29 protein-coding genes are annotated in these 23,024 nt (G+C 69.5%); 9 read left to right on the top strand and 20 right to left on the bottom strand.

Annotated elements, in window-relative coordinates; all coding sequences use genetic code 11:
- Window positions 1-97: 97 nt before the first annotated feature.
- Entirely contained in the window at window positions 98-1,849 is a 1,752-nt protein-coding gene (locus tag ACK41C_RS19890; RefSeq protein WP_409658203.1) for a cation:proton antiporter, read from the top strand.
- A 22-nt stretch (window positions 1,850-1,871) separates the two neighbouring features.
- On the opposite strand, the gene ACK41C_RS19885 is transcribed toward ACK41C_RS19890, so the two are convergent.
- From ACK41C_RS19885 to ACK41C_RS19850, 8 genes are all read right to left on the bottom strand, one after another.
- On the bottom strand, window positions 1,872-3,332 hold the full coding sequence (locus tag ACK41C_RS19885; RefSeq protein ID WP_409658200.1) for a Do family serine endopeptidase: 1,461 nt from the start codon (window positions 3,330-3,332) through the stop codon (window positions 1,872-1,874).
- 66 nt (window positions 3,333-3,398) lie between these two features.
- A complete protein-coding gene (locus tag ACK41C_RS19880) occupies window positions 3,399-4,088 on the bottom strand; it encodes an NADH dehydrogenase ubiquinone Fe-S protein 4 (protein WP_409658197.1) in 690 nt (229 codons plus the stop codon).
- Window positions 4,089-4,101: 13 nt separating this feature from the next.
- On the bottom strand, window positions 4,102-4,434 hold the full coding sequence (locus tag ACK41C_RS19875) for a hypothetical protein (protein ID WP_409658193.1): 333 nt from the start codon (window positions 4,432-4,434) through the stop codon (window positions 4,102-4,104).
- A gap of 61 nt (window positions 4,435-4,495) precedes the next feature.
- Window positions 4,496-5,014, bottom strand: coding sequence for an Hsp20/alpha crystallin family protein (locus ACK41C_RS19870; RefSeq protein WP_409658190.1), 519 nt, complete (start codon window positions 5,012-5,014; stop codon window positions 4,496-4,498).
- A gap of 78 nt (window positions 5,015-5,092) precedes the next feature.
- Window positions 5,093-5,581 (bottom strand): Hsp20 family protein, encoded by a 489-nt coding sequence (locus ACK41C_RS19865; protein WP_409658188.1) that lies wholly within the window; start codon window positions 5,579-5,581, stop codon window positions 5,093-5,095.
- Window positions 5,582-5,788: 207 nt separating this feature from the next.
- Entirely contained in the window at window positions 5,789-6,010 is a 222-nt protein-coding gene (locus ACK41C_RS19860; protein WP_293461970.1) for a helix-turn-helix domain-containing protein, read from the bottom strand.
- A gap of 104 nt (window positions 6,011-6,114) precedes the next feature.
- On the bottom strand, window positions 6,115-6,603 hold the full coding sequence (locus ACK41C_RS19855) for an SRPBCC family protein (protein ID WP_409658184.1): 489 nt from the start codon (window positions 6,601-6,603) through the stop codon (window positions 6,115-6,117).
- Between the two features lie 109 nt (window positions 6,604-6,712).
- Window positions 6,713-7,381, bottom strand: a complete 669-nt coding sequence (locus ACK41C_RS19850; RefSeq protein WP_409658181.1) for a Crp/Fnr family transcriptional regulator — start codon at window positions 7,379-7,381, stop codon at window positions 6,713-6,715.
- 359 nt (window positions 7,382-7,740) lie between these two features.
- Between ACK41C_RS19850 and ACK41C_RS19845 the strand changes: the two genes are divergently transcribed.
- The gene (locus tag ACK41C_RS19845; protein ID WP_409658178.1) at window positions 7,741-7,950 is read left to right on the top strand and encodes a hypothetical protein; all 210 of its coding nucleotides are present in this window, start codon (window positions 7,741-7,743) and stop codon (window positions 7,948-7,950) included.
- 31 nt (window positions 7,951-7,981) lie between these two features.
- Here the strand turns inward: ACK41C_RS19845 and ftsH are convergent, their stop codons facing one another.
- From ftsH to ACK41C_RS19825, 4 genes are all read right to left on the bottom strand, one after another.
- The gene (ftsH, locus tag ACK41C_RS19840) at window positions 7,982-9,823 is read right to left on the bottom strand and encodes an ATP-dependent zinc metalloprotease FtsH (protein WP_409658175.1); all 1,842 of its coding nucleotides are present in this window, start codon (window positions 9,821-9,823) and stop codon (window positions 7,982-7,984) included.
- Window positions 9,824-9,866: 43 nt separating this feature from the next.
- On the bottom strand, window positions 9,867-10,253 hold the full coding sequence (locus tag ACK41C_RS19835; RefSeq protein ID WP_409658172.1) for a DUF6491 family protein: 387 nt from the start codon (window positions 10,251-10,253) through the stop codon (window positions 9,867-9,869).
- A gap of 86 nt (window positions 10,254-10,339) precedes the next feature.
- Window positions 10,340-10,966: a hypothetical protein gene (locus ACK41C_RS19830; protein ID WP_409658169.1), complete on the bottom strand. Its 627-nt coding sequence runs from the start codon at window positions 10,964-10,966 to the stop codon at window positions 10,340-10,342.
- Between the two features lie 80 nt (window positions 10,967-11,046).
- Entirely contained in the window at window positions 11,047-11,733 is a 687-nt protein-coding gene (locus tag ACK41C_RS19825) for a 2-dehydro-3-deoxygalactonokinase (protein WP_409658166.1), read from the bottom strand.
- A gap of 146 nt (window positions 11,734-11,879) precedes the next feature.
- Here ACK41C_RS19825 and ACK41C_RS19820 point away from each other — a divergent pair, with 146 nt between their 5' ends.
- Both ACK41C_RS19820 and ACK41C_RS19815 read left to right on the top strand, forming a co-directional pair.
- Complete coding sequence (locus ACK41C_RS19820; RefSeq protein ID WP_409658163.1) at window positions 11,880-12,227, top strand: RcnB family protein; 348 nt, start codon at window positions 11,880-11,882, stop codon at window positions 12,225-12,227.
- Window positions 12,228-12,285: 58 nt separating this feature from the next.
- A complete protein-coding gene (locus ACK41C_RS19815; RefSeq protein ID WP_409658159.1) occupies window positions 12,286-12,738 on the top strand; it encodes a host attachment protein in 453 nt (150 codons plus the stop codon).
- 97 nt (window positions 12,739-12,835) lie between these two features.
- Here ACK41C_RS19815 and ACK41C_RS19810 read toward each other — a convergent pair whose 3' ends face one another.
- Entirely contained in the window at window positions 12,836-13,534 is a 699-nt protein-coding gene (locus ACK41C_RS19810) for an HAD family hydrolase (protein ID WP_409658156.1), read from the bottom strand.
- A 314-nt stretch (window positions 13,535-13,848) separates the two neighbouring features.
- Here ACK41C_RS19810 and ACK41C_RS19805 point away from each other — a divergent pair, with 314 nt between their 5' ends.
- The 4 genes from ACK41C_RS19805 to ACK41C_RS19790 all read left to right on the top strand — a co-directional run bounded on the left by ACK41C_RS19805 (window position 13,849) and on the right by ACK41C_RS19790 (window position 17,328).
- A complete protein-coding gene (locus ACK41C_RS19805) occupies window positions 13,849-14,388 on the top strand; it encodes an Hsp20 family protein (protein ID WP_409658154.1) in 540 nt (179 codons plus the stop codon).
- A gap of 74 nt (window positions 14,389-14,462) precedes the next feature.
- On the top strand, window positions 14,463-14,732 hold the full coding sequence (locus ACK41C_RS19800; protein ID WP_409658151.1) for a hypothetical protein: 270 nt from the start codon (window positions 14,463-14,465) through the stop codon (window positions 14,730-14,732).
- On the top strand, window positions 14,729-16,000 hold the full coding sequence (locus tag ACK41C_RS19795) for a bifunctional enoyl-CoA hydratase/phosphate acetyltransferase (RefSeq protein ID WP_409658148.1): 1,272 nt from the start codon (window positions 14,729-14,731) through the stop codon (window positions 15,998-16,000). Before ACK41C_RS19800 ends, ACK41C_RS19795 begins: the two co-directional genes overlap by 4 nt.
- Window positions 15,997-17,328: an acetate/propionate family kinase gene (locus ACK41C_RS19790; protein WP_409658146.1), complete on the top strand. Its 1,332-nt coding sequence runs from the start codon at window positions 15,997-15,999 to the stop codon at window positions 17,326-17,328. The genes ACK41C_RS19795 and ACK41C_RS19790 overlap by 4 nt, the downstream gene beginning before the upstream one ends.
- On the opposite strand, the gene ACK41C_RS19785 is transcribed toward ACK41C_RS19790, so the two are convergent.
- The 4 genes from ACK41C_RS19785 to ACK41C_RS19770 form a co-directional block, all read right to left on the bottom strand.
- Entirely contained in the window at window positions 17,325-18,005 is a 681-nt protein-coding gene (locus tag ACK41C_RS19785) for a PIN domain-containing protein (RefSeq protein WP_409658142.1), read from the bottom strand. The genes ACK41C_RS19790 and ACK41C_RS19785 overlap by 4 nt on opposite strands.
- 10 nt (window positions 18,006-18,015) lie before the next feature.
- On the bottom strand, window positions 18,016-18,672 hold the full coding sequence (locus tag ACK41C_RS19780) for a hypothetical protein (RefSeq protein ID WP_409658139.1): 657 nt from the start codon (window positions 18,670-18,672) through the stop codon (window positions 18,016-18,018).
- 145 nt (window positions 18,673-18,817) lie between these two features.
- On the bottom strand, window positions 18,818-19,465 hold the full coding sequence (locus ACK41C_RS19775) for an RNA polymerase sigma factor (protein ID WP_409658136.1): 648 nt from the start codon (window positions 19,463-19,465) through the stop codon (window positions 18,818-18,820).
- Window positions 19,462-19,812 (bottom strand): DUF5335 domain-containing protein, encoded by a 351-nt coding sequence (locus ACK41C_RS19770; RefSeq protein WP_409658133.1) that lies wholly within the window; start codon window positions 19,810-19,812, stop codon window positions 19,462-19,464. Before ACK41C_RS19770 ends, ACK41C_RS19775 begins: the two co-directional genes overlap by 4 nt.
- Window positions 19,813-19,972: 160 nt before the next feature.
- Between ACK41C_RS19770 and ACK41C_RS19765 the strand changes: the two genes are divergently transcribed.
- On the top strand, window positions 19,973-21,325 hold the full coding sequence (locus tag ACK41C_RS19765; protein WP_409658130.1) for a lyase family protein: 1,353 nt from the start codon (window positions 19,973-19,975) through the stop codon (window positions 21,323-21,325).
- 3 nt (window positions 21,326-21,328) lie between these two features.
- Here the strand turns inward: ACK41C_RS19765 and ACK41C_RS19760 are convergent, their stop codons facing one another.
- The 3 genes from ACK41C_RS19760 to ACK41C_RS19750 all read right to left on the bottom strand — a co-directional run bounded on the left by ACK41C_RS19760 (window position 21,329) and on the right by ACK41C_RS19750 (window position 23,020).
- Complete coding sequence (locus tag ACK41C_RS19760) at window positions 21,329-21,916, bottom strand: HdeD family acid-resistance protein (protein WP_409658127.1); 588 nt, start codon at window positions 21,914-21,916, stop codon at window positions 21,329-21,331.
- A gap of 16 nt (window positions 21,917-21,932) precedes the next feature.
- A complete protein-coding gene (locus ACK41C_RS19755; protein ID WP_409658124.1) occupies window positions 21,933-22,610 on the bottom strand; it encodes a BON domain-containing protein in 678 nt (225 codons plus the stop codon).
- 116 nt (window positions 22,611-22,726) lie between these two features.
- A complete protein-coding gene (locus ACK41C_RS19750; protein ID WP_293461829.1) occupies window positions 22,727-23,020 on the bottom strand; it encodes a glutaredoxin family protein in 294 nt (97 codons plus the stop codon).
- Window positions 23,021-23,024: the final 4 nt, after the last annotated feature.

Here is a 23,024-nt window from a genome sequence, read left to right as displayed (position 1 = left end):
CGGGCCGACGCCTCGGCCCGCTGACACTCTATTATAATGTGTCGCTTGGCCACGGCCGCTGGAGCCCGCCAGCGGCCGTCCGGCTTTTTGCGATACGATGGTCGACCCCGCCCTCTCGCCACCCTTCAAGGATCTGCTGCTGTTCCTCGCCACGGCGGGCGTGGTCGTGCCGCTGTTCACGCGCCTTCGGGTTGGCGCGACCCTGGGCTTTCTGACCGCCGGCGTTGCGCTCGGACCCTTCGGTCTCGGCGCCCTGACCGATGAAGCGCCGTGGCTCGAGGCGCTCACCATCGCTCGCCCTGAGGAGTTCGAGCAGCTCGCCGAGCTCGGCGTCGCCTTCCTGTTGTTCAGCATCGGCCTGGAGCTGTCCTGGGAGCGACTTCGCCTCATGCGGCGGCTGGTGTTTGGTCTCGGAACCGTGCAGCTGGCCGTCGCCACGCTCGCCCTCGGCGCCGGATTGCTGCTCGTCGTGCGCGATCCGGAAGCAGCCTTCGTGACGGGAGCAGCCCTGGCGCTCTCCTCGACCGCCATGGCGGTGCCGGCGCTATCGCGGCGCCATCGCCTGCACGCCCCTGCCGGGCGGGCCGCCTTCGCCGTCCTCCTCTTCCAGGATCTGGCGGTCGCGCCCCTGTTGGCTGCGATCGGTCTGTTCGCGACGCGCCAGGCCGGCGTCGGGCTGGAGACGCTCTACGCCCTCGCCCCGGCCGCCCTGATCCTGGCGGTGCTGATCCTCGGCGGGCGACTGCTGTTGCGCCCGCTGATGAAGCTGGTCGCCCGGGCCAAGAGCCAGGAGCTCTTCATGGCCGCCGCCCTGCTGGTGGTGATCGGGTCGGGGGTGGCCACGTCCCTGGCCGGCCTTTCCATGGCGCTCGGGGCGTTCGTGGCCGGGGTGTTGCTCGCCGAGACCGAATACCGCCATGAGGTCGAGGTGACCATCGAGCCGTTCGCGGGGCTCCTGCTCGGCCTCTTCTTCCTGAGCGTCGGCGTTCGGCTGGACCTCCCGGCGCTCTGGCAGAGCACCAGCCTTGTCGCGGGCCTCACCCTGGGCCTGCTCGCCCTGAAGGCGATGGTGAACCTGGTCGCCTGTCGGCTCTTCGGCCTGAGCCCGGGCGCCAGCTTGGAAGCCGCCCTGGCCCTGGCCGGCGGCGGGGAGTTCGCCTTTGTGATCCTGGGTCACGCCAGCGGCGCGGAGATCGTTCCCGCGGCGCTCATGCGCCCGCTGCTCGTTGCGGTCACCCTCAGCATGTTCGCCACGCCGGGTCTGGTCGCCTTAGGCGGCTATCTGGAGCGGCGGGTCAGCGCGGGAGACCTGCGCCGCGACGCGGCCGCGCCGCCGGCGGAGCGGCGCGGCCGCGTCATCATCGTCGGCATGGGCCGCGTCGGCCGCCTGGTGGCCGATATCCTCGACGAGCGCGGCGTGGCCTGGACCGCCGTCGACCGCGATCCACGCGCCGTGAGCGCGGAGCGACGACGCGGCCGCTTCATCCACTTCGGCGACGGTTCGCGGATCGAGCTGCTCGACCGCATCGGGCTCGCCGAGGCGCCTGCGCTGGTGGTGACCATGGACGCGCCAGACGGCGTGGAGGCCGTGGTCGGCACGGCGCGCCATCACCACCCCGACCTTGTCATCGTGGCGCGGGCGCGGGACGACCGGCACGCGGCCCGGCTCTATCGGCTGGGGGCCACGAGCGCGGTCCCCGAGGCCTTCGAGGCCAGCCTGCAGCTCTCCGAAGCCCTGCTGCTCGACCTCGGCGAACCGTCCGCCGCCGTCGGCGAACTGATCCGCAATCGGCGCCGCGCCTTCCGTGACAGCATAAGCGCCCCGCCTCCGGGCGAGGCGAGGCGCTAAGGCTTGCACCCAGGTCCGGCGCCTAGCGTGCGGCGGCGTCAGGCAGCTTCAAGGGCACGAACAGGCTGCGGCCCTCTCGCCACACGCGGACTAGGACCGAGGGTCGCCCCTGGCGCCGGGCCGCGTCGATGGCCTCGCGCACGTCCGCAGGCGCGACCACGCTGCGATCGCCCACCCGCTCGATCACATCGCCCGCCCGCAGGCCCTTCTCCGCCGCGTCCGAGCCGGGAGACACCGCGTCGATGACGACGCCGCGCGCTGTGGCTGGCAGGCGGTATTGAGTGCGGGCGGCCTGGTCGAGCGGCCGCAAGGTAAGGCCAAGGCTCGCCGCCTCGGCGGGATTGACCGCCCCCGGCGCATCCTCCGCGGGCCGCCGACCCGCCCGGATCTCGATGGTCTGCCGACGTCCGTCGCGCCAAACCTCGAGCCGCAGGCGATCGCCCTCGCGCGCGACCCCGACACGCCGCGTCAGGTCGGACGACGAGGTGAGCTCCTGCCCGTTCAGGCTGAGGATCGCATCCCCGGCGCGCAGGCCCGCGGCGTCGCCGGGTCCTCCAGGTGTGACTTCGGCGACCAAGGCGCCCTTGCGGCCCGGGATGCCAAGGCTTTCGGCGATCTCCGGCGTCAGGTTCTGCACCATGGCGCCGATGTAGCCGCGCACGATCGAGCCGCCGGAAATCAGCTGCTTGGTGATCCGGTCGGCAATGTCGGCGGGAATGGCGAAGCCGATCCCGACGGAGCCGCCCGACGGGGAGAAGATGGCGGTGTTGACGCCGATCACCCGGCCGTAGACGTCGAAGGTGGGCCCGCCGGAGTTGCCGCGGTTGATGGGGGCGTCGATCTGCAGATAGTCGACATAGGCCTCGCCGATGTCGCGGCCGTAGGCCGAGACGATGCCGGCCGTGGCCGTGCCGCCGAGGCCGAACGGGTTACCCATGGCGATCACCCAGTCGCCGACGCGCGGCTTGGCCGAGGCTTCGAAGGTCACATAGGGGAAGTCCGAGCCCTCCACCTTGAGGACGGCGAGGTCCGTCAGCGGGTCGCGGCCGATGATCCGCGCCTCAAGCTCACGACCCTCGTTGGTGCGGATCATGACCTTGGTGGCGTTCTCCACCACGTGGTTGTTGGTGACGATGTACCCCGTCGGCGTGATGAAGAAGCCCGAGCCGGAGACCCGCGCATTGGGCAGGTTCGGCGCTCCGTTGTTGCCGTCCGGCGTCCCGGGGAAGCCGAAGAAGAAGGGGAAGCCGGGGAAAAGCTGCGGCATGTTGGGTCGGGCCGGTGCGCTGCGCGTGACGTCGATGGAGACGACGGCGGGCGCCACCCGTTGGACGATGTCGGCGAAGCTCGAGGGCGCGCCGTTGGGCAGGGCGCGTAAGGGCTGCGCGGAGGCAGGCGGCGCCGTCAGCGGTCCCGCGCCGCCGGCGGCGAGCGCGGCGGCGAGGGCGACGGTACAAAACAGGCGCGGTTGGCGCTTTGACATCTTTCTCCTCTCCTCGGACTGAAAAAAGGGCCGGCCGCGGTCACCACGCGGCCGGTCCCGGATTGATCATGCTGCGCGGGGCGGCTCCCAGCGGTAGCAATCAGGCTCCTGCGCCGCTTCGCGGGCGTCGAGCTGCGCCAGGGCGGAGCGCACCTCGGCGAGCCGCGAGACGTGCTCGCGCACGGGCGCTTCCCCCGCCTCGACCTCGAGCAGGTACTCGTCCCACTCCCAGGATCGCAGGATGGATCGCTTCTGCTCCGGGGTGAGCGCCGCGTCGGCCAAGACCGCCTCTGGGGTCCGGTAGACGGCTTCTGGGCTCAGATAGAGCCGGTCGGCTTCCGCCGCCGTAAGCTGGCCCGGCGGCCGCTGCAGCCCGTTCTCATTGTCGGCGCGCAACGGCCGCGCCGCACCCTTGCCTTCACCGTAAGACGCCTCGCCGGCGCCGCCCTGCACCTCGAACACCAAGCCCTGGCGCTGGCAGTAGCGGATCGCCGCCTCCGCGGTGGGGAAGGTCATCTGGACCTGCTGGAGCGTGTCCGTCGTCTCCGTCCACCCCATCAGCGGCTCGATACGCGGCGCCCGGCGCGGCCTGAAGCTCAGTGTCCACCCCTTGGCCGTCGCGCGGCCGGCGCTCGTCACCGATGGCCCATTGGGTCGGATCAGCGCCACCGCATCGTCCGGCAGGGCGGACGCGTGCCGGCGCGCGGCGACGGACAGGGTCGAAGCGCTTTCCTTGAGGTCTGTCGCGTCGAACATGGTTGTCCTCCGATCAATGCTGGGCGCGCCCGCCCTCCCGATCGGAGACGAGAGCGGCGAAAGCCCCCTCGAACTCGTCCGCGGCCGCCGGATCGTACCGGGCCAGCACGCTCAGCACGGGCTCGCACGCCGCGGGTTCGGCCGCGCCGTCGCGAACCTCGCGCAGGAGGTCGCGGGCCCAGCTCCAGAGGATCAGGCGCTTCTCCTCGCGCGACAGCCAGGCGTGGTTCGCCACCACGTCAGGCGCGGCGAAGGCGGAACGCGGATCCAGCAGCGCTTCGACGAAGGGGCGGCCCACCATCGCGATCGCGGACGGCGCGGGCGCGCCTTGACTATGGCTCTTCATCACATGGCTCCGAACCTGGCCGGCGCCCCGGCGCGCTTGGCGCCGAGGCGTGAGCGTCGGCCTATCCCTTGGCGATCGGGATGCGGCGGACGCCGTCCTGCTGGGCCTTTGACTTCGGCAGGGTGACGGTCAGCACCCCCTTCTTGAAGTTGGCCTTGATGGCGTCCTCGTCGATCGCGACGGGCACCGGGATCACCCGCTCGAAGCGGCCGTAGTAGTGCTCGCTGTAGTGACGGTCCTTGTCCTCCACGTCGGAGCGCTTCTCGCCCCGCAGGACCAGGACGCCGTCTTCGAACACGACATCGACGTCATTGTCGTCCATGCCCGGCAGCTCGGCCGAGACACGGATGGCCTTGGCGTCCTCCGAGACTTCAACGCTCGGCCAACTGGCGGCGCGGCCGAACACCGAGCCGCCGAAGTCGCGGAAGACATCGTCGAACAGGCGATTCACTTCCCGATGGAGGGTCAGGAACGGATGGGTTTCCTCGTCGCGGCGGGCGCTCGTCGTGGTGAGCGCGCCCTCGTGCGGACGATGATCATGCTCATGCCGTCCCCACGGGATCAGATCACGAAGTTGCATGGTCAGCTCTCCTGGAATGCTTTGGCTGGCGGCGGCGTCCCGACCTGGCCGCGACGCCCCGCCTGCCGCGCTGATCGCTTAGTGGGTCTTCTGGTCCTGGCCTTCGGCCGTACCGGACTGCCCGACGGCGGCTTGGCCGGACCCGGCGATCTGGATGCGCTTCGGCTTCAGGGCCTCGGGAATCTCACGCACCAGCTCGATGGTCAGGAGGCCGTTCTCCAGCCGCGCGTTGTCGACGTGCACATGGTCGGCGAGCTCGTAGGTCCGCTTGAACGGCTGTTGCGCGATCCCGCGGTAGACGACGTCGCCGCCCTCCTGCACCTCTTGCGGGCGGCCGCTCACCGTCAGCCGGTTTGGCTCGGAGACAATCTCCAGGTCGCCGTCCCGGAAGCCGGGCACGGCCAGGATGATGCGGTAGTGGTCGTCGTCGACAGAGACGACGTTGTACGGCGGCCAGTTGAGGCCGGGGACCGCGCCGCTCATCGCACGGTCCATCAGGCTGAGCGCCGGGTCGACGCTCGGCATCGGCCGATAGGAAGACATCGGCGTCATGGTGTTCATCCTCATGGTCCATATCCTCCGTTGAGCAACATGGGTTGGAGGAACGCCGGACACCGCCGGCGCCCGCCGCCGGACCTTGATCAGCGTCCGGCAAGACCTGACGTAGGGCGCTCGCGACGCCCTTCAAGACACAATTTGTCTTGGGAATTCAGTGGCGCGGCCGGGCGCGACGGCGCGCGCCGCAAGCGCCCCGTCAGCGGCCGCGCCGCGTCTTCAGAAGAGAGGCCCTTCGAACTCGAGGAGCTTCGAAGGCCGGATCTTCAACGCCATGGCGGTGTGCCAGATGGTCAGGATGGTCGGGTTGCGGCGGCCCAGCTCCAGTCCGCTGACATAGGCCCGGTCAACGCCCATCAGCTCGGCGAGCGCCTCTTGCGAAAGGCCTGCCTCGCCGCGGTACCGCCTGACGTTGGTTCCTACGATTGTGCGAACGTCCATGCCGACCTACCAACATGAACGGGGATTTTGGTGCTACGCACGCAATTGCACGCTGACGAAGCGGTTCCCACCCGGTTCAGAAACAAGGCTGGTTGCTGCGCACTTCAGGCGCTCAACGCCGCGCGGGCCGTTGGGCTCGCCGCCTCGGCATATTCGCGCAGGATGTATGGCCAACCTTCGGCCGAGGCCATGCCTCGACGAATGGTCTCCGCCCCGGGCCCGTGCCGCGCAAAGTCGCGATGCTCCAGGTCGACGCGGGTTTGCTTTGGCCCGAGGCTCTTGAAGCGGACCTCGACCTCGCTGGCGCGGTCGAACGGCTCCTGCCCGCGACTGGCGGAGATCGCCCAGCTGAGAACGAGCCGCCTCTGCGGCTCGAAGACGCGCACCTCGCCCCAATCCAGCCGCCGGCCGCGCCGGTCGACCTCATACCAGCGGCCGCCCGCCTGGCGGTCGATTCCGATCTGAGCGAGATCGTCCTGGGAGAAGGTGTAGGCCCTGGGCCACCAATCGCCGATGCGTTCCACGAACACCTGAAACGCATACTCTACGGGCGCGCTCAGGGTGACGCCCGTTTTCACAGGATCCTGCTCCATCGCACATTCTCCGTGAGGCCGCAGCGCCCCAGCGCCCGGCGAGCGCTGAACGCGGTAAGGCGGCTTCGGGTTTCGTCCGCATGCGCGGGCGGGGATCTTTCCCGCAACGTTAGGTCGGGGACGCCCCCTCGCCCGCCGGCCCCCCGTCGCCGCCGAGAAACAGGTACGAGGGCTCGAAGTCCCCCGCCCGCTGCAGCCCTTCCCAGTCCTCGATGATCAGCTGGCCCGCCTGATGCGTGACGAGGCCATTCGCCTTCAGCCGCTGCATGACCCGGTTCACGTGCACCGCGGAGAGGCCCACGGCTTGGCCGAGCTCCTCCTGCGTGACCGGGAAGTGGAAGCTGTCGCCCTTCATCTGGCCAACCGCCCTCAGGCGGCAGACCAGCTCGCAGAAGGCATGGGCCAACCGCCCATAGCCCGGCCGCTGACCGAGGTTCACGACCCAGTCGCGGAACACAGCGGCATCGATCATGCTCTCGCGCAGAAAGGCCAGTGAGATCCTCGGATGCTCGTTGAGGATCTCCTGCATCGCCGAATGGCTGATCGGGGCGATGCGGCAGGCGCAAAGGGCCGCCATCGAATGGTCGAGCCGGCCAAGCACGAAGCTGTGCAGGTCCACGAAATCGCCCGGGACCTGAAAGGACAAGATCTGGCGCCGGCCATTTTTCAGTTGCTTGTAGCGACCGACCAGCCCCTCGATCAGCACAAGGCAGGTTCCAGGCCGGTCCCCCTCTGAGACGATGTCCGTGCGCGCAGCGAGGCGGCGAGGCGGCCCCATACATCGCTCAATCGTCGCCAAGTCCTCCTCCCGGAGAGCGTTGGACTTTCGAAGCTTGACGATGAAGGGGTTGTCCATTGGCGCTCGCGAGCCGGGGGAGCGCGCTGGTCTCTCAGCCGCCCGTATCCGGATCATGGCGGACGATGAGACAGGCTAGCGGCGCTGGCCGCGCATCACAAGCGCGTGCGCTCGGCGAACAAGGCTGTTCGCGACGCCGCGGGAGGCGCCGCATCGCTAACATCGGTTAGTGCGGCCGCAGCGGGAGCGGGAACGCTCCTCTTCCCTGGTCTGGAGCCGGCCCGACGACCCGGAGCCTCCAAGTCAGCGGATGCGGAACGGCGAGGGACGTGTGTAGAGGCGTGACTGATATCTTGTTGAACGTGCGTTGCGACGGCGACTTTTGGGTCGTCGAGTGTCTCGACGGGCTGGAGCCCTTGCAGTTCGCCTCCTCCGAGGAAGCGGAGGACCGGGCTCGGCTGCTGGCCAGGTGCCTCACGGAGGCCGGCGTCGACGTTCGCGTCCTCGTCCAAAGCCGGGCGGCGCAGCTGGAAGCCAGGCCGCCGGCCTGAGCGGCGCAGAGCCCAACAGGTCCGCTGCGCCTCAAGCCGCTGACGATTGCGGAGGCCCGTGCGAATCCGCCCCGCCCGGTTGGATGAGCTCTAGAAGCTCGCGCTCCTCCAGCGTCTCCTTCTCGAGCAGCAGCCGCGCGCCACGCTCCAAGGCTGAGCGACGGCTCTCGAGGATTTCGACCGTCCGCTTGAAGGCGGCCTCAACGATGGTCCGCACTTCTTCGTCGATCGCGTCCGAGGTTGCGTCCCCGAAATCCTTCTCGCGCAGGAACGGCGCGGGCGCATCGCCGGTGCTGAGGAAGGAGCGCGGCTCACGGTCGTAGGACACCGGACCCAGCCGCTGGGACATGCCGTAACGGGTGACCATGCTGCGGGCGATGTCCGTGACCTTGCGCAGATCGTCCGCCGCGCCCGTGGAGAGATGACGGTAGATGAGCCACTCGGCGGCCCGCCCGCCGAGCAGCGCACACATCTTGTTCTCCAGCTCCTCGCGGGTCATCAGGAACCGGTCCTCGGTCGGCCGCTGGATGGTGTAGCCCAGCGCGCCCACGCCCCGCGGGATGATGGAGACCTTGTGCACCTGCTCCACCCCGGGCAGCGCCAGCCCGATCAGGGCATGTCCCATCTCGTGGTGGGCCACCACCTCCCGCTCCTTGGGATTGAGGATCCGATTGCGCTTCTCGAGCCCGGCGACGATCCGCTCCACGGCTTCGTTGAAGTCGCTCATGGTGATCGACGGAGCCCGCCGTCGAGTGGCCAGCAGGGCCGCCTCGTTCACCAGGTTGGCCAGGTCCGCGCCGGTGAAGCCGGGCGTGAGCGCCGCGACCTTCTCGAGGTCGACCTCCGATGCGAGCTTCACCTTTCTAGTGTGGACCCTCAGGACTTCGACCCGTCCCTTCTTGTCCGGCCGGTCCACCAGCACCTGGCGATCGAAGCGGCCGGCGCGCAGGAGCGCCGGATCGAGGATCTCGGGCCGGTTCGTCGCCGCCAGCAGGACGAGGCCGGTGCTCGAATCGAAGCCGTCCATCTCGACCAGGAGCTGGTTCAGCGTCTGCTCCTTCTCGTCATGGCCGCCGTAGGCGTAGAGGCCGCGCGCCCGACCAAGCGCGTCCAACTCGTCGATAAAGATGATCGCGGGGGCCTTTTGCCGCGCCTGCTCGAAGAGGTCGCGGACACGGGCGGCGCCGACGCCCACGAACATCTCCACAAACTCCGAACCGGATATCGAGAAGAAGGGAACCTTGGCTTCGCCCGCCACGGCCTTGGCGAGCAGCGTCTTGCCGGTGCCCGGCGGGCCCACCAGCAGCACGCCCTTGGGCATCCGCCCGCCGAGGCGGCTGTACTCCTGAGGGTTCTTCAGGAAGTCGATGATCTCCCGCAGTTCTTCCTTGGCTTCGTCCACCCCGGCCACGTCGTTGAACGTCACCCCGGTATTGGCTTCAACATAGATCTTCGCGCGGCTCCGGCCGACCTGCATCAACCCGCCGGCGCCTGCCGCCTTCTGGCCGAGGTACATCCACAGGCCGAAAAAGAGGAGCACCGGGATCACCCAGGACAGGAGATCACGCAGGAAGGTGTCCTCGATCTGCCCGGTGTAGGTCACCCCATACTGCTGGAGCTCGCGCGCCAGTTCCGGCTCGACCCGGGTGGTGACGAACGCCGTCTTGCCCTCGACCGGCGCCTTCAGACGTCCCTGCACGAACCGGTCGGAGACGCCGATCTCGGCCACCTTGCCGTCCCGCAGCAGCTGCTGGAACTGGCTGTAGGGGATCTGCGCCACCTGCGTGGCGGTCCCGATGTAATGCTGGATCGCGATTACCCCGAAGAAGGCGATGATCCAGTAGAGGATATGGAAGCGGGTCTGCTTGTTCATCGAAGCCTCGCGACCTCACGGCTTGGGGCTGGCGCCGCGCGCATCAGGGCTTCGCGCCCTTGGGCAGGGCCGCCACCTCCGCCGGCGTCAGCTTGCGCACGTTGCGGACCAGGCACTTCTGGGGCCCGATCGGAGATGGGGTGACCACCTCAGCGTCCAGGCCTGAGCAGATGGTCGAGGTCCCTCGCGAGATCAGGGCGATCTTCTGGGTCCATTCCACGTCGGGGCACGGAGAGAAGAGCTCAAGCTGGTAGTAGTCCTTCACCCCCACCCGCAGGTTCACGGTCCGGTCGCCTTGAGCGGCGAAGCTGTTCACCTGGTGGTTCCAGAAGCATTGCCGTGGCGGGCTCGGCTTGTCGGCCGCGGCGGCGGGTGCGGCGACCGCTCCGATCAATGCCGCCGCCGCGGCGGCCAAGACCTTCGTCCTCATGGTGCAAGATCCTCCATCCAAAGGATCCCCCGACGCGGGCGATATAGAGCGGAGCCTTCTGCGCGGAAGGCGTCGCATCGACCCCCTCAGGCGGGCGCGGCCGGACGATGGAGTTGGTAGCGGCGCACTTCGTGCTCGGGCGTGATCGCCGGATGCTCCCGCGTCGCGCGCCAGAGGGGCGAAGCGCCGATGCTGCCGTGCTGGCCGTAGCTGCCGCGCCGCAGCGCCGCGCGATGCGCCTCCGGGCTGGTCCATTCGGCGAAGTTGTAGACCACAGCGCCGTCGCGGCTGGCGAAGAAGGTCGCCGCGATCAGTCCCTCAGGCGGGTGCTCGTCCGCATCGAGGGCGCGCAGCACGGCGGCGACCCAGTCGCGCTGGCCATCGGGGTCCGGCGCCCTGAGCGGCTGGCGCACCACCACCAGACACTCCGGCGTTTCAGAACCCTCGGCCCGCCAGTTCGCCACCCGGTCGGCGACAGCCGTCCACGCGGGCTGAGTCCCGAGCGGCGGCAGCGCGGGTAGCGGCGCGCCGGCCTCTGCCCAGGCCGTGGCAAGCAGCTGCGGCGCCTCAGCATCGTCGAAGAGCTCGAGCGCGGGCTCGGCGGCGGCGAGCTCGCGGGCCAGGGCGGCGCGCTCCGGCTCCGACGGAAGGTTCCAACGGGCGGCGCAGACCGCGCCGACGCTTGCGGCGCTCGGACGTGTGAACGCGATCACTTCAATCCTCCTTTCGAAATTGGCGTGGCCCGGGCGTGGACGCGAGCGCGAGCAGCCCGGCCCTGGCCGCCGCTTCTCCGTCATGCATCTCGACCTCGCGCCCGAGGGCCTGCATCGCCTGAGCGTAGGGACCGGTGAGGGGCGGCGCTCAACAAGAGGCCCGAGCGGCCCACCTCTAAGCCCTCGGCGAAGGCCGCCCCGTCGGTCGGCTCCGCGTCCGTGCGGAGCACCGAGTGGCGGCGAAGCAGGTCGAACAGCTCGCCGGTCATCGCCGTGGCGAACCGCACGACGGCGCCATCCTCCACCAGGATCCACTTGCTGTGGGTGCCGGGATGGCAGATCAGATGGCGGCCGCGCTTGCGCTCGGGCGTCTGCTCCAGCCATCCGAAGACTTGCGTCTCCTCACCGCGCATCACGTCGGGCGTGCCCGCAAGACCGGCGCACCTGAGGCCGGGCACGATACGGACGCCGGGCGAGACCTCCCGCACCGCCGCCCTCGTGTCATCGAGCGTCGCCGGACAGGCGAGGTGCGGCGTGGGGCTCCAGCCGAGCTCGGAGCCCACCATGCCGCAGAGGATCGCAGGCAGGCCCGTCGCCTGCAGGCGGGGACGGATCTCCCGTTCGAACCGCTCTGCCGCCTCCCCCGGCTTCAAACGGCCGACGCCGAGATCGAAGCTCGCCGCGCGCGCGACAGACCCGTCGCCCGACAGCACCCACGCTCTCAGACGCGTCGTGCCCCAATCGCAGGCCAACAGCAGATCGCGCATCACGCCTCCGAAATCCTGTCTGGGGCGAACTAGGGCGCGGCGGCGCGCCCGCAACGGGCGGGCGGCTCTTGAAGGCCACGCGATGCGCGATACCTCGCCTTTCGGCCGCGCTCTCGCGGCTCCTGGACAAACCAAGAGGTGAGACGATGAAACGTCTGGCTGCGGCTCTCGCCGCGGTGCTGACGTTCGGCGCCTCCGTGGCGTCGGCGCACCCGCACCGGGAGGGCTACTGGGTCTATCATGGCCGCCATTGGCCGGTTTATCGCGAGGTCTATGCCCCGCCGCCCGGCTGGATCGAGCGGCGTTGGGTCGTGGGCGAGCGGCTGCCGCCGCCCTACTATGCTCCACCCTATGTGATCGTCGACTGGCGCGCGCGACACCTGCGCAAACCGCCGCGTGGCCACCACTGGGTCCGGGTCGGAGACGACGTGGTGCTGGCCGCGATCGCCACCGGCCTGATCACCGAAGTGATCCGCGACGTCTACGCCCGCTAGTCCTCTGCCGGAAGGCTGCGGAGGCGGCCTTCCGGAAGCCGTTTCGTGGAGTGATGCGATGACTGAAAGACTCGAAACCCTCGTCATCCTGGCCGACGGTCTTCAGGCCCGCGGATTGGCCGAACGCCGGCGCCACGGCCCGCTGGCCGAGCTTGCGTCATGGAGCCTCAAGGCCGACGAAGCTGATCGCCACCTGGCGCGGACCCATGGCGGGACCATCACCGATCGCGTCGGTTACGGGCGCGACAATGTGCTGGAAGCCCCGCCCGCCGAAGCGGCCGAGAAGCGCTTTCTGGAGGAGGTCGCCGAGCGGATCAATCGCAGCGCGGCCGCCGGCGAGTTCGAGCGCCTCGTGCTGATGGCGCCGCCACGCGCCCTGGGAGTCCTGCGCCAGGCGCTGAAGCCTACCGTCGTTCGCCGGATCGAGGTGACCGACGACCACGAACGGATCAAGGCGACGGCCGACCAGGTGCGCGTGATCCTGCGGGACCTGCGCATTCCGGATCGGTGAGGCGCGCGGCGACGCTTCTCCTCGCTCAAAGGCGCCCGGCAATTCCCACGTCGGCGGGCATGCAGCCGCTGCCCGCCGGCCATGGCGCCGAGGCGCCTCAGGCCAGCTCGGCTTGGCGGACGCCGACTTCGTCCAGGTGGCGCAGGAGATGCGCCGGATCCTCGTAGACGCGATAGGCTCCCGCCCGCTCGAGCTCGTCCTGACCGTAGCCGCCCGAGAGCAGACCCACCCCGAGCGCCCTCGCTCGACGCGCCGCCAGGAGATCCCAGACGCTGTCGCCGACGACGACGGAATCGAGGATGTCCACGCCGAGCCGCTCGGCGGCGGTGATGAAGAGGTCGGGGTCGGGCTTGGCGTGCCGCACCTGGTCGCGAGTGATGACCGTCGAGCGCTCCGGATCGACGCCGAGGCTTGCGATCAAGGGCGCGGCGGTTTCGAAGCGGCCGCTGGTGGCGATCGCCCACGGCGCGCCGAGGTCGGTCAACGCCTTCAGCAGCGCCGGCGCGCCCGGCAGGGGGCGCACTTCGCCGACCCGCCTCAGGAACGCTTCGGCATGCCGCCGCCGCAAGCGGTCGGTCAGTTCGGGCGTGATCTCCCGGCCAAGCTCGCGCAGCAGGGCGTTGGCGAACAGCCCGCCCGACATGCCGATCCGGCGATGGATCTTCCAAACCGACAAGGGCAGCTGCTCCTGATCGAGCGCCTCGTGCCAGGCCAGGACGTGCTGGTAGACGCTGTCGACCAGGGTGCCGTCGAGGTCGAACAGGAAGGCGGTCGGACGGTCTCGCAAGGTGCTCATGCGCTCACCGGAGGGGTTGGGGGGGATGATCGCCGCGGGGCCGGGTTAAGGTTGGGCCGCAGCTTGCCGCGCGCGGCGCTTCAACGACACGGGCGCGAGAGCGTTCCGGGGCCTTGGGCGCGCCGCCTCGGGGCTCCAGAGCTTGGGGCCTGCGCTCCGACTTGACGGCTCCCGGACCCTTCCTGCGCTCCAAAGGCCTGGGATTGTGCGGCTGTCACGGCGACCTAAATCCCTCCCGAGGCCGCAGCGCCGGATGGGCTGCGGTCCGCCGCCAGATTGGCGTCATATCCACGTTGCTTCTTGGAGGACTGGCTATGAGAGCCCTCAATCTTTCCCCGCTTTACGGCTCGATGGTTGGGGCCGAGCGGCTGGCTGACGCGCTGGAGAGCGCCATGCGCACGCCCGACGACAGCAGCTATCCGCCCTACGACATCGAGAAGCTGAGCCAGGACGAGTACCGGATTTCTTTCGCCGTGGCCGGATTCCGGCCGGACGAGCTGGAGATCGTCGCCGAACCCAATCAGCTCACGGTCAGCGGCCGCAAGGCCGCCGGCGAGGCTGCCCGCAACTATCTGCACCGCGGCATCGCCACGCGAGCGTTCGACCGGCGCTTCGAGCTCGCGGACTATGTGGTGGTTCGCAACGCGACCTACGACAACGGCATGCTCATCATCGAGCTGCAGCGCGAAATGCCGGAGGCCATGAAGCCGCGGCGGATCGGCATCCGGACCCCGCAGGTCGCATCCGCGCCCCAGCAGCTCTCCGACGACGCGCCGCCGGCCGAGGCCAACGCCCCGGCCGCCAACGACGCGGCTCAGGAGAAGCCCAGGCGCGCCCGGCGCAAGGCGGCCTGATCAACCTTGAACCTGCCGGGGAGCGGGCCGCTGACCGGCCCGCTTCCCGGCGTCACCTTCCACGCGTCCTCGCCATGCGACCCGTCACCCCTGACGACATCCGCCGTGAGCATGAGGCGGCGATCGCCTCTCTCACCGCCGAACAGCGGCACGGCCTCTGGCGCCAGCGCCATGCGCGCCAGATGATGAACTTCAATGGTCTGAACGAACGCCAGAACCTGGAGGCCCTGTTCGAGCGGGAGGCGGCGGAGCGCAACGCCGAGGCCGAGGCGCTCGACGCCGAGGCCCACGCGCGCCAGGCCAACGACAACGCCGCGCCTCATGCGGGAGCGGCCTGCCGATGAAACCCGTCGAGATCGCCGCCGACGAGCAACCCGAAAGCGGCAAGCCCTGGCTGATGATCCAGCGCTATCGCCGCCGAGACGGCTACGACTATTACGTGACCGCCTCGCCCAGCCTGGAAGCCCGCCTGCCGCGACCACTGCCGATCGGCGGCCTTGGCTTCGCCACCTACGAGGCGGCCCACCTCTTCAGCCAGGGTCTGGCGGCCGCCCAAGCGGTCGACACCCTCTATGTGACCTTCACGCCGCCGGAGCACGGCCATTGGCCGGCGCTGGCCTTGCCGTCCGTTCACCCTTGCGAGGCTGAGAACCTCTACGAGGCTGATCTCCGCGAGGGGGACGCCTCGCCCGCCGCCGAGCGCCAGTGGCTCGATGCGCTCCTGGAACGCTGCGCGGGCCGCCCAGCGGTCGCGACCGCTGTCGCCCACCCTTGCGACGCCGCCTCGCTCGGCGCGGCCATGGAAGCGGCCGAGCGCGGGCTGATCCGTCCCTTGCTGGTCGGGCCTGAGCACAAGATCCGCGCCGCCGCCGAGGCGGCCGGGGTCGATCTCCACGGCGTCCAGCTCATCCCCGAGCCTCACAGTCATGCGGCGGCCGCCCAGGCCGTCGCGCTCGTGCGCGCCGGCCAAGCCCAGCTCCTCATGAAGGGTTCGCTCCACACCGACGAGTTGATGCACGCGGTGCTCGACCGAAGCTGCGGCCTGCGCACGGAAAGACGGGTGAGCCACGTGTACATCGTCGAGGCGCCGGCCTACCCGCGCCCCCTGCTCATCACCGACGCGGCGATCAACATCAGCCCCACCTTGGAGGAGAAGCGCGACATCGTGCAGAACGCCATCGACCTCGCCCACGCCATGGGGATCCACACCCCGAGGGTGGCGGTGCTGTCGGCGGTCGAAACCGTGAGCGCCAAGCTGCAGTCGACGATCGACGCCGCCGCCCTTTGCAAGATGGCCGACCGCGGCCAGATCACCGGCGCCCTGATCGACGGCCCGCTCGCCTTCGACAACGCGGTCAGCCCGCAAGCTGCTGAAAGCAAGGGCATCCGCTCGCCTGTCGCCGGCCGGGCCGACATCCTCGTAACCCCCGACCTGGTCTCCGGCAACATCCTGGCCAAGCAGCTCACCTTCATGGGCGGCGCCGAGGCGGCCGGGGTGGCGCTGGGCGCCCGCGTCCCGATCATCCTGACCAGCCGCGCCGACGCCGAGCGCACGCGCGTGGCGTCCTGCGCCGTGGCGGCGCTGATGGCGAGCCAGGGAGCCCAGCCGTGACCGACCTGATCCTCAGCCTCAACGCCGGCTCCTCCAGCCTGAAGTTCGGGCTCTACCGGCCCGGCGCGGGCGAACCTGAGGAGATGCTGCGCGGGCTCGCGGAGGGCTTGGACGGCTCGGCGCGGCTGATCGTCTGGGGCCCCACGGGCGAGACGTTGCACCGGGAAGCCTGGACGGTCACGGGCCGTGGGGCGGACCACGCCTTGGCCCTCGAGCGGACCCTCGCCTGGATCGTGGGCCAGACCCGCGACGAGCCGATCGGCGTGGTCGCCCACCGGATTGTCCACGGCGGAGCGCACGCGGGCCCAGCCCTCCTGACCCCCTCGCTCGAGGACGAGCTCGAGCGCTTGAGCCCGCTCGCGCCGCTGCATCAGCCGGTCGCTATCGCGCTCTACCGCCAGGCGCGAGCCCGACTCCCCGCAGCCCGGCACGTGGCCTGCTTCGACACCGCCTTCCACAGCCGCATGCCAGATTCCGCGCGGCGCTTCGCCCTGCCCCGAGACCTCACCGCTCGCGGCATTCGGCGCTACGGGTTCCACGGACTTTCCTACGCCCATACGCTTCAACGGCTACGGGCTGTGGACCCCGACCTGGCGGCCTGTCGGCTCGTCGCCGCTCACCTCGGCGCCGGCGCGAGCCTCTGCGCGATCGAGCAGGAGGCGAGCCGCGACACCACCATGGGCTTCAGCGCGCTGGATGGCCTGGTGATGGCGACCCGGTGCGGGGACCTGGACCCGGGGGTGATCCTGCATCTGCTGAAGACCGAAAAGATGAGCCCCGACGCGATCGAGGACCTGCTCTATCGGCGGTCCGGGCTGCTGGGGGTCTCGGGCCAGAGCGGCGACCTGCGGGAGCTGCTCTCGGCAGGCACCGAAGAGGCCCAGTCAGCCGTCGATCTTTTCGTTTATCGCGCGGTCCAGGGGATCGGCGCCATGGCCGCCACCCTCGGCGGGCTGGACGGCCTGGTTTTCACCGGCGGGGTGGGCGAGCACAACGCCGAGATCCGTGCCCGGATCTGCCGCCGGCTGGACTGGCTCGGCGTCGACATCGACCCGCAGGCCAACGCCGCCGCCGGCGAGCGCCGGATCGATGCGCCCACCAGCTGCGTCTCAGTCTGGGTGATCCCCGCCGACGAAGAAGCGCAGATGGCACGCGAGACAATCGGACTTCTTTGGCCGCAGACGGAAAGTACGGTTCCGCCGGCTAGGGAGCCGCCTAAGGCGCACGTGGACGACCTCTTGGACGAAGCGCTCGAGGAGACCTTCCCCGCAAGCGATCCCCCTTCCCTCGTGCGGCCGCACGACCCGGACGACCTCGAGCCCGGCTAGAGGCCCAGCGCGTGCTTGGCGTGCCCCCAGCCCGTCGCCAAGCTGAGCTGGAGCCGTCCGAACTCGACCGCCACCTCCGGCTTCAGCACGCCGCCCTGGCTCACATACTCGCGTGTGTTCGAAGATAGGAAGACGATGGGCGCTTGGCAGCCGCCGGCCCTGAGCGTCGCGACCGCTTCGAGATAGGTCTCGTACACGAGGCAGTCCTTCGACGAGTCCTTTCCCTTGGCGGCAGGGGCCCGCGCAGCGTTGATCCGCGCGAACGCCCTCCCGGGCACGGCGTCGGTCGGCGTGACCTGCACAAGCTGGGTAAGCCAGCGGCCCACGAGCGCGCGGGCTCGCGCCACGTGGTCGTCGAGGTGATCGAGCCGCACGGAACCGGTCGCTCCATAGACGGCCGCCACCTTGTCCACCCGCTCGATCTGCCGCCTCAGCTTCATGAGGTTCTGGCGCGCTTCGTCCTGGACGCCCAGATCGTGCTCGGCGAATTCTAGAGCGACCTGGTCGGCCACGAGGCAGGTCAGCCGACCAGCTTCCGCCGCTTGGACGAGGTCAAGCGCGGCCTGGCGATCGTGGGGCTGAGCGTTCTCACGTGTGGGATCGCGCATGACGTCGAGCAGCGAGCAGGTGTCGAGGCAAAGCACCGGCGCGCGCGATCGGAGATCGGCAACATCCATGCGACGCGCTTCAGTGGCTGTCGGCGTAGGTGAGAAGCGCAAGCGCGCGTTCGTAGTCGCCCGCGAGCTCGTGCGCGGACTCCTCGTCCCAGCCTTCCACCTCGTGGAGCCAGCGCGCCAGCCGGTCCGGATCTGGCTTCGCTTCCGCGCGATGGGCGGCCAGCAGGAAGGCAAACCAGCGTTGTTGATCCATCGGGTGACTGGCGCCCGTGGACTTGTTCGCCGCGCCTGAGAAGCGGCGGAGGGCTGTTACGACCTCGGCCGAGGTCCAGTCGTCCATCCCCTGTCGCCCGGAGGTCAGCTCCAGGTCGAAGCCGTGCGCGGCCGCAGGGACGCGGACGACTTTCTCAGCAAAGTCCTGCAGCAGGGCGTTGTATTGAGCGCGGGTCAGCTCGCCGACCTCCACGGGGACGATGTTGGGGACGGTGTAACCGTCCGGCCGCTCCCAGAGCGTCAGGCCGGCCGCCGGCAGGGACCCTGCCTCGTCGTGACGAAACGCCAGGACCTCGTCGCGCGACACCGAATTGCGGCGGATTTCCTCCGACCGCGCAGAGTCGAAGCGCCATGCGCCGGCAGCCGCTGCGATCAAAGCGTCCCGTAACGCACCCTTCTTCTCGGCGGGTCCGCGCAGGGTCAGATCGCTGAACACCTCGACGAGGTCCGACATCTTCCGTCCTTTGCTCCAGATCGCGCTCGGGCCGCTGTCGCGCGCTCGTAAACCATCTGTGCCGGCGGCGCCTCCGCCGACGCAATAGCCGACGGGCAAGGCGACGGGTCGAAGATGGCGGCGCGCCACAAGCAGGGCGCGCGCTTCAGGCGCTGCCTAGTTGGCGCCCGGCTTCATCGATGAGCCGCACGGTCCGCTCAGGCGGAAGGTTCATGACCGAGGCGATCTCGACGACGCTGAGGCGATGCTCGACGCTGAGCACGAGCGCCTGTCGTTCCTCTTGGGTCAGCCGATATGTCCGCTCATCGCTGAGGTCTTCGGCCCGGACGTCCTCGGCGGGGAGGATGTCCTCCCAAAGCGTGACGTCATCGGGCTGGTACCACTCCCAGAACGCCTCGTCCGTGGCGTCGGCCGCTTCGGCCGGATCTTCCACGGGCGCGTCAAGTGAGACGCCGGCGAGCCGGCGCGCACGCCGCTCGCTGCGGACGATCGACTCCAGCACCTTGAACTCCAGGCCGAGCAGCCACGGCCGGACATCCAGGCTGGCCGGCTTTCGCGCTCGATCGCGCCAGCCCCGCGCCAGGGTCTCGCCGACGAGTTCGTCGGCCGAGAGGTCCGCGGGCCGAAGGTCGCCGACAGCGCGCCGGTAGCGGAGTTCGCGGGCGGCGGCGGCCATCAGTTCAGGCAGGTGCGGCTCCACGAGATGGCGGTAGCCGTCCTTGTCGCCGGCGAGAACCTTGCGCCAGGTCTCGTCGACCGCCGGCCCCAGGTCTTGCACGGCGACCGCGGTCATGAGCGCACCGCCTCCGGCGCGGGTAGGCTGAGGGGTTGGCGGAAGCGCACGATATGCCGCTCCCCGGCCGTCGTCTCGACGGCAAGGCTTTCGACCATGGCGCCGTCGCGCTGCACGATGAGCGAACGCGGCTCACGAACGATGTGGTCCAGGCCTTCCACCGCAATCTCGACCACATCATCCTTCGGATCATAGGTGACGCCGAGCAGCGGGACCCACTCAGCCTGGATCTGATCGCCGATGTTCAGGCTGGCCACTTCGATCTCGGCCTGCGCGCCCTGCAGCTGCCGTGAGAGCCGGTTGCAGAAGAACTCCCATTGGCTCTTGTCGATGACTTCGTCTGACATGCTTCGTCCTCGTCAAACGCGTTTGAGATCCTGAGGTTTTGGGATCGGGCCGCCGACTCGATGCGAGCGGACGCCCGGTCTTTGGGAAAACGCTCTGCTCGGCGCGACAGTTTCGGACGTGCACTCAAATTCACGTTCTGATCGCGCTATCAAGTAGGCGATGACCTCTGCACCTCCTCAATACAGTCACGGGATGGAGATCGGCCCCTGCGTTTACTGCGGCTCGGCCGCGGGCGCGCGACCGCTGCACATCGGGTGGGAGGCGCCGCCGGCCACACTGCTCTCGTCTTTGGCCCTCGTCCGAGGCGCGGCGGCCCACGCCAACGGGGCCTGCGGCGCGCTCAGTGCGCAGGCGGCTTCCGCCATCGAAGAGGCCGCCCTGGAGGTCTCGTTCACGCTTTCCGACCAGTGGCGACGCTCGGTCTGGCAGGACGGCGCCGGCGCCGGGCTGGCCTATCCCGTCGATATCGCCATCGCCCAAGCGGCGCGTCGCCGGGCGGAGATCTCGGCGATGGATGTGCGGCGACACCAATGCGCCGACGCCTTTCTGACCGCCGCTCACGCCGCCGCCCTGCTGACCTGCGAAAGGGATCTCCTCCCCGCCGTCGACGAGCTGTCGTGCGTGCTCGAGACCAAGGCGTCCGCCTGGTCGGGTGTGATCAAAATCGGCCGCACGCACCTGCAGGATGCGGCTCCGCTCACCTTGGGGCAGGAGATGTCCGGCTATCTCCAGCAGGCGCGCAACGGTCACGCCCGCCTCCGCGCCGCGGCAGAGGCCCTGCGTCATGCGCCCTTGGGGCAAGGCTGCCTCGGCACGGGGTCGGGGGTTCCGGCGGGCTTCTCCGACCGCGCCGTGGCGCGGCTTTGCGACCTCACCGGGCTTCGGCTCAAACCGGCTCCGCTCGCCCTTGCGGACCTCGCCGGGCCTGGCGCGCTCGCCTTCATGCACGCGGCGCTGGCCGCCCTGGCGGCGGCGCTCTTCAAGATCTCCAGCGACGTCTCCTTGCTTGCGAGCGGGCCGAGGGCCGGTTTCAACGAGCTTCGCGGGGCGGAGTCCGGCCTCGTGTGCGCCAGCCAGCCAGGGAAGAGCAATCCCGATGCGGCGGAAGCCTTGGCGCAGGTCTGCGTGCTGGTGATGGGCGCCGACAGCGCCGTCGCCGTGGCCGCCTCCCAAGGCCACTTCGAGCGCAACGCCTTCCTGCCGTTGTTGGCCTTCAATGTGCTGCGATCGACGAGGCTGTTGGCGGACGCGGTGCGGGTGTTCACGCGAATGGGCCTGGCGGGCCTTGAGCCGCGGACCGATGTCCTGGCGCGGAACGTCGCCCATTCGGTGATGCTAGTGACGGCGCTGGCGCCGCACATCGGCTATGATTCCGCGGCCAGGATCGCACGCAACGCCTATCGTCGGAATCTCAGCTTGCGGGAGGCGGCGCTGGCTTCCGGCTTGGTGGACGCCGCCACGTTCGACCGCCTGGTCCGGCCCGAGCGGATGCTCGGACCGGAGGGGAGCTAATTCCTAGAGCCACGCCTCGCGGCGGCGGCTGGCGGCGAAGGCCAACAGCGCCAGACCGGAGAACATCAGGTCGATGCCCACGAGGTAGCCAATGAAAAGGGGCGCGGCGACCGGCGCGATAAAGACGGCGAGCACGCCCAGCGCCAGATCGACGGCCGCCGGCGCGAGCAGCCAGTACCAGCCGGGCGCCTGCGCCCGCTTGAGCTTGACCGCGACCATGGCGAGGGCCACGCCGGTGACGAAGAAATAGGCGGCCGCCAGCACAGCCAGGGTCCACGCGCCGACCCAGGGATAGACCAGCGCCAGCACGCCCGCGACGATCGCGGCGGCGGCGGAGACCACACGCCAGGCGACGTTGGCGTGCCTGCGGGTGCGCGCCAGGGACACCAGGCTCACGGCACCCCCGAGGATCAGGAGCCAACCGAACACAAGGGCGGCCGCGAGGCCCGCCGCCAGCGGCAGGGCGAAGGCGAGGACGCCCAACAGCGTCAGCGCCACGCCCTCCAGGACGAACCAGGTCCTTGGGCTCGCCTTCCACCTCGGCAGGGCGAGGCCGTGGGACCGTTCGATGGGAATGTGACGAGCGACCATCTTTCGAGCTCCTGCGTCAGGCCGCCTGACTGGCGAATGGCCAGGGGTCGATGGTGAGCTCGTTGCGCACCTCGGTGACCCCGGGCGCGGACCAGGCCTGCCGTTCCGCTTCCTGGCGTTCCGCCCAGGATCGGACATGACCCTTCAGGGTCACCTGGCTGCCGTCGGCTTCCACGATGACATGATGCGCATCCACCTGTGCGCTGCGGACAAAGGCCTCCTCGATCTTCTTCTTCAGATCGATAGGCTGGACCTTAGGCTTCACCAGAATGGCGTTCGCCACTGCCGTCACGCCCTTGACGTTGCGCACCGCGCGCTCGGCCCAGTCCTTCTGGTACTTCCATTCCACCTCGCCCTGCAGGCTGAGGTAGCCGTCCTTGACCACCACCTTGATGCGCTCGCAGGCGGCGGGCAGGTCCCGCTTCAAGGCCTCGACGGCGTCGCGGGCGATGTCGGGATCGGGCCGACGATCCACCTGCGGCAGGCGCACTGCGATGTCGTTGGCGACGCCGCGGACCCCCTTGACCTTCTTGGCGGCGCGTTCGGCCGCCCAAAGATCGGCGTAGCTCTTCACGAATCCCGCCAGGGTGACGACCCCGTCCTTCACCGCCACCGCGATGTCGTCGTCGACAAGGCCCGGCTCCCAACTCAGTTGGGCTTCGACATTTCGTTTGATCTCAGCATCGTTCTGCATGTTTCGCCCTCCTGCCCCCGCCGCCCGGACGCGTGGGCTTCCGCAGCGATCCGGACGGCGGAGACGTGCAATAAAGTGCACATCCACATAATCCTGTTTGCTTGCCTCGGTTCCGCTCAGCGATAGCCGGCCCGCATCAGCGCCCAGTCGAGTTCGCGCAGCGAGGGCTGCACGAGGAGCTGACCGCCGACGGTGACGGTCGGACTGGCGAGGCGCCCGCCCGCGAGCCATTCGAGCTGGGTGCGCGCCTGCGGGCTCGCATCCCAGTCGACGAACCGGTAGGGCACGCCCGCGCGGTCCAAATGCCGGCGCACCATCATGGTGACGCCGCACCAGCGGCTGCCGTAGACGACCACCTCGCCGGCGACCGCGCCGCGGGCCGCAAAGGGACTGTAACCAGCGCCCAGCATGGCT

Origin of the sequence: Phenylobacterium sp. (assembly GCF_046290725.1) — a bacterium.
Taxonomy (GTDB): Bacteria; Pseudomonadota; Alphaproteobacteria; order Caulobacterales; family Caulobacteraceae; genus Phenylobacterium.
This window is presented reverse-complemented; position numbering and strand designations above follow the sequence as displayed.

Coding starts and splice junctions, on each gene's coding strand:
- ACK41C_RS19890 (WP_409658203.1), top strand. CDS start 98: ATGGTCGACCCCGCCCTCTCGCCACCCTTCAAGGATCTGCTGCTGTTC.
- ACK41C_RS19885 (WP_409658200.1), bottom strand. CDS start 3,332: ATGTCAAAGCGCCAACCGCGCCTGTTTTGTACCGTCGCCCTCGCCGCC.
- ACK41C_RS19880 (WP_409658197.1), bottom strand. CDS start 4,088: ATGTTCGACGCGACAGACCTCAAGGAAAGCGCTTCGACCCTGTCCGTC.
- ACK41C_RS19875 (WP_409658193.1), bottom strand. CDS start 4,434: ATGAAGAGCCATAGTCAAGGCGCGCCCGCGCCGTCCGCGATCGCGATG.
- ACK41C_RS19870 (WP_409658190.1), bottom strand. CDS start 5,014: ATGCAACTTCGTGATCTGATCCCGTGGGGACGGCATGAGCATGATCAT.
- ACK41C_RS19865 (WP_409658188.1), bottom strand. CDS start 5,581: ATGAGGATGAACACCATGACGCCGATGTCTTCCTATCGGCCGATGCCG.
- ACK41C_RS19860 (WP_293461970.1), bottom strand. CDS start 6,010: ATGGACGTTCGCACAATCGTAGGAACCAACGTCAGGCGGTACCGCGGC.
- ACK41C_RS19855 (WP_409658184.1), bottom strand. CDS start 6,603: ATGGAGCAGGATCCTGTGAAAACGGGCGTCACCCTGAGCGCGCCCGTA.
- ACK41C_RS19850 (WP_409658181.1), bottom strand. CDS start 7,381: ATGGGGCCGCCTCGCCGCCTCGCTGCGCGCACGGACATCGTCTCAGAG.
- ftsH (WP_409658175.1), bottom strand. CDS start 9,823: ATGAACAAGCAGACCCGCTTCCATATCCTCTACTGGATCATCGCCTTC.
- ACK41C_RS19835 (WP_409658172.1), bottom strand. CDS start 10,253: ATGAGGACGAAGGTCTTGGCCGCCGCGGCGGCGGCATTGATCGGAGCG.
- ACK41C_RS19825 (WP_409658166.1), bottom strand. CDS start 11,733: ATGCGCGATCTGCTGTTGGCCTGCGATTGGGGCACGACGCGTCTGAGA.
- ACK41C_RS19820 (WP_409658163.1), top strand. CDS start 11,880: ATGAAACGTCTGGCTGCGGCTCTCGCCGCGGTGCTGACGTTCGGCGCC.
- ACK41C_RS19815 (WP_409658159.1), top strand. CDS start 12,286: ATGACTGAAAGACTCGAAACCCTCGTCATCCTGGCCGACGGTCTTCAG.
- ACK41C_RS19810 (WP_409658156.1), bottom strand. CDS start 13,534: ATGAGCACCTTGCGAGACCGTCCGACCGCCTTCCTGTTCGACCTCGAC.
- ACK41C_RS19805 (WP_409658154.1), top strand. CDS start 13,849: ATGAGAGCCCTCAATCTTTCCCCGCTTTACGGCTCGATGGTTGGGGCC.
- ACK41C_RS19800 (WP_409658151.1), top strand. CDS start 14,463: ATGCGACCCGTCACCCCTGACGACATCCGCCGTGAGCATGAGGCGGCG.
- ACK41C_RS19795 (WP_409658148.1), top strand. CDS start 14,729: ATGAAACCCGTCGAGATCGCCGCCGACGAGCAACCCGAAAGCGGCAAG.
- ACK41C_RS19785 (WP_409658142.1), bottom strand. CDS start 18,005: ATGGATGTTGCCGATCTCCGATCGCGCGCGCCGGTGCTTTGCCTCGAC.
- ACK41C_RS19780 (WP_409658139.1), bottom strand. CDS start 18,672: ATGTCGGACCTCGTCGAGGTGTTCAGCGATCTGACCCTGCGCGGACCC.
- ACK41C_RS19775 (WP_409658136.1), bottom strand. CDS start 19,465: ATGACCGCGGTCGCCGTGCAAGACCTGGGGCCGGCGGTCGACGAGACC.
- ACK41C_RS19770 (WP_409658133.1), bottom strand. CDS start 19,812: ATGTCAGACGAAGTCATCGACAAGAGCCAATGGGAGTTCTTCTGCAAC.
- ACK41C_RS19765 (WP_409658130.1), top strand. CDS start 19,973: ATGACCTCTGCACCTCCTCAATACAGTCACGGGATGGAGATCGGCCCC.
- ACK41C_RS19760 (WP_409658127.1), bottom strand. CDS start 21,916: ATGGTCGCTCGTCACATTCCCATCGAACGGTCCCACGGCCTCGCCCTG.
- ACK41C_RS19755 (WP_409658124.1), bottom strand. CDS start 22,610: ATGCAGAACGATGCTGAGATCAAACGAAATGTCGAAGCCCAACTGAGT.
- ACK41C_RS19750 (WP_293461829.1), bottom strand. CDS start 23,020: ATGCTGGGCGCTGGTTACAGTCCCTTTGCGGCCCGCGGCGCGGTCGCC.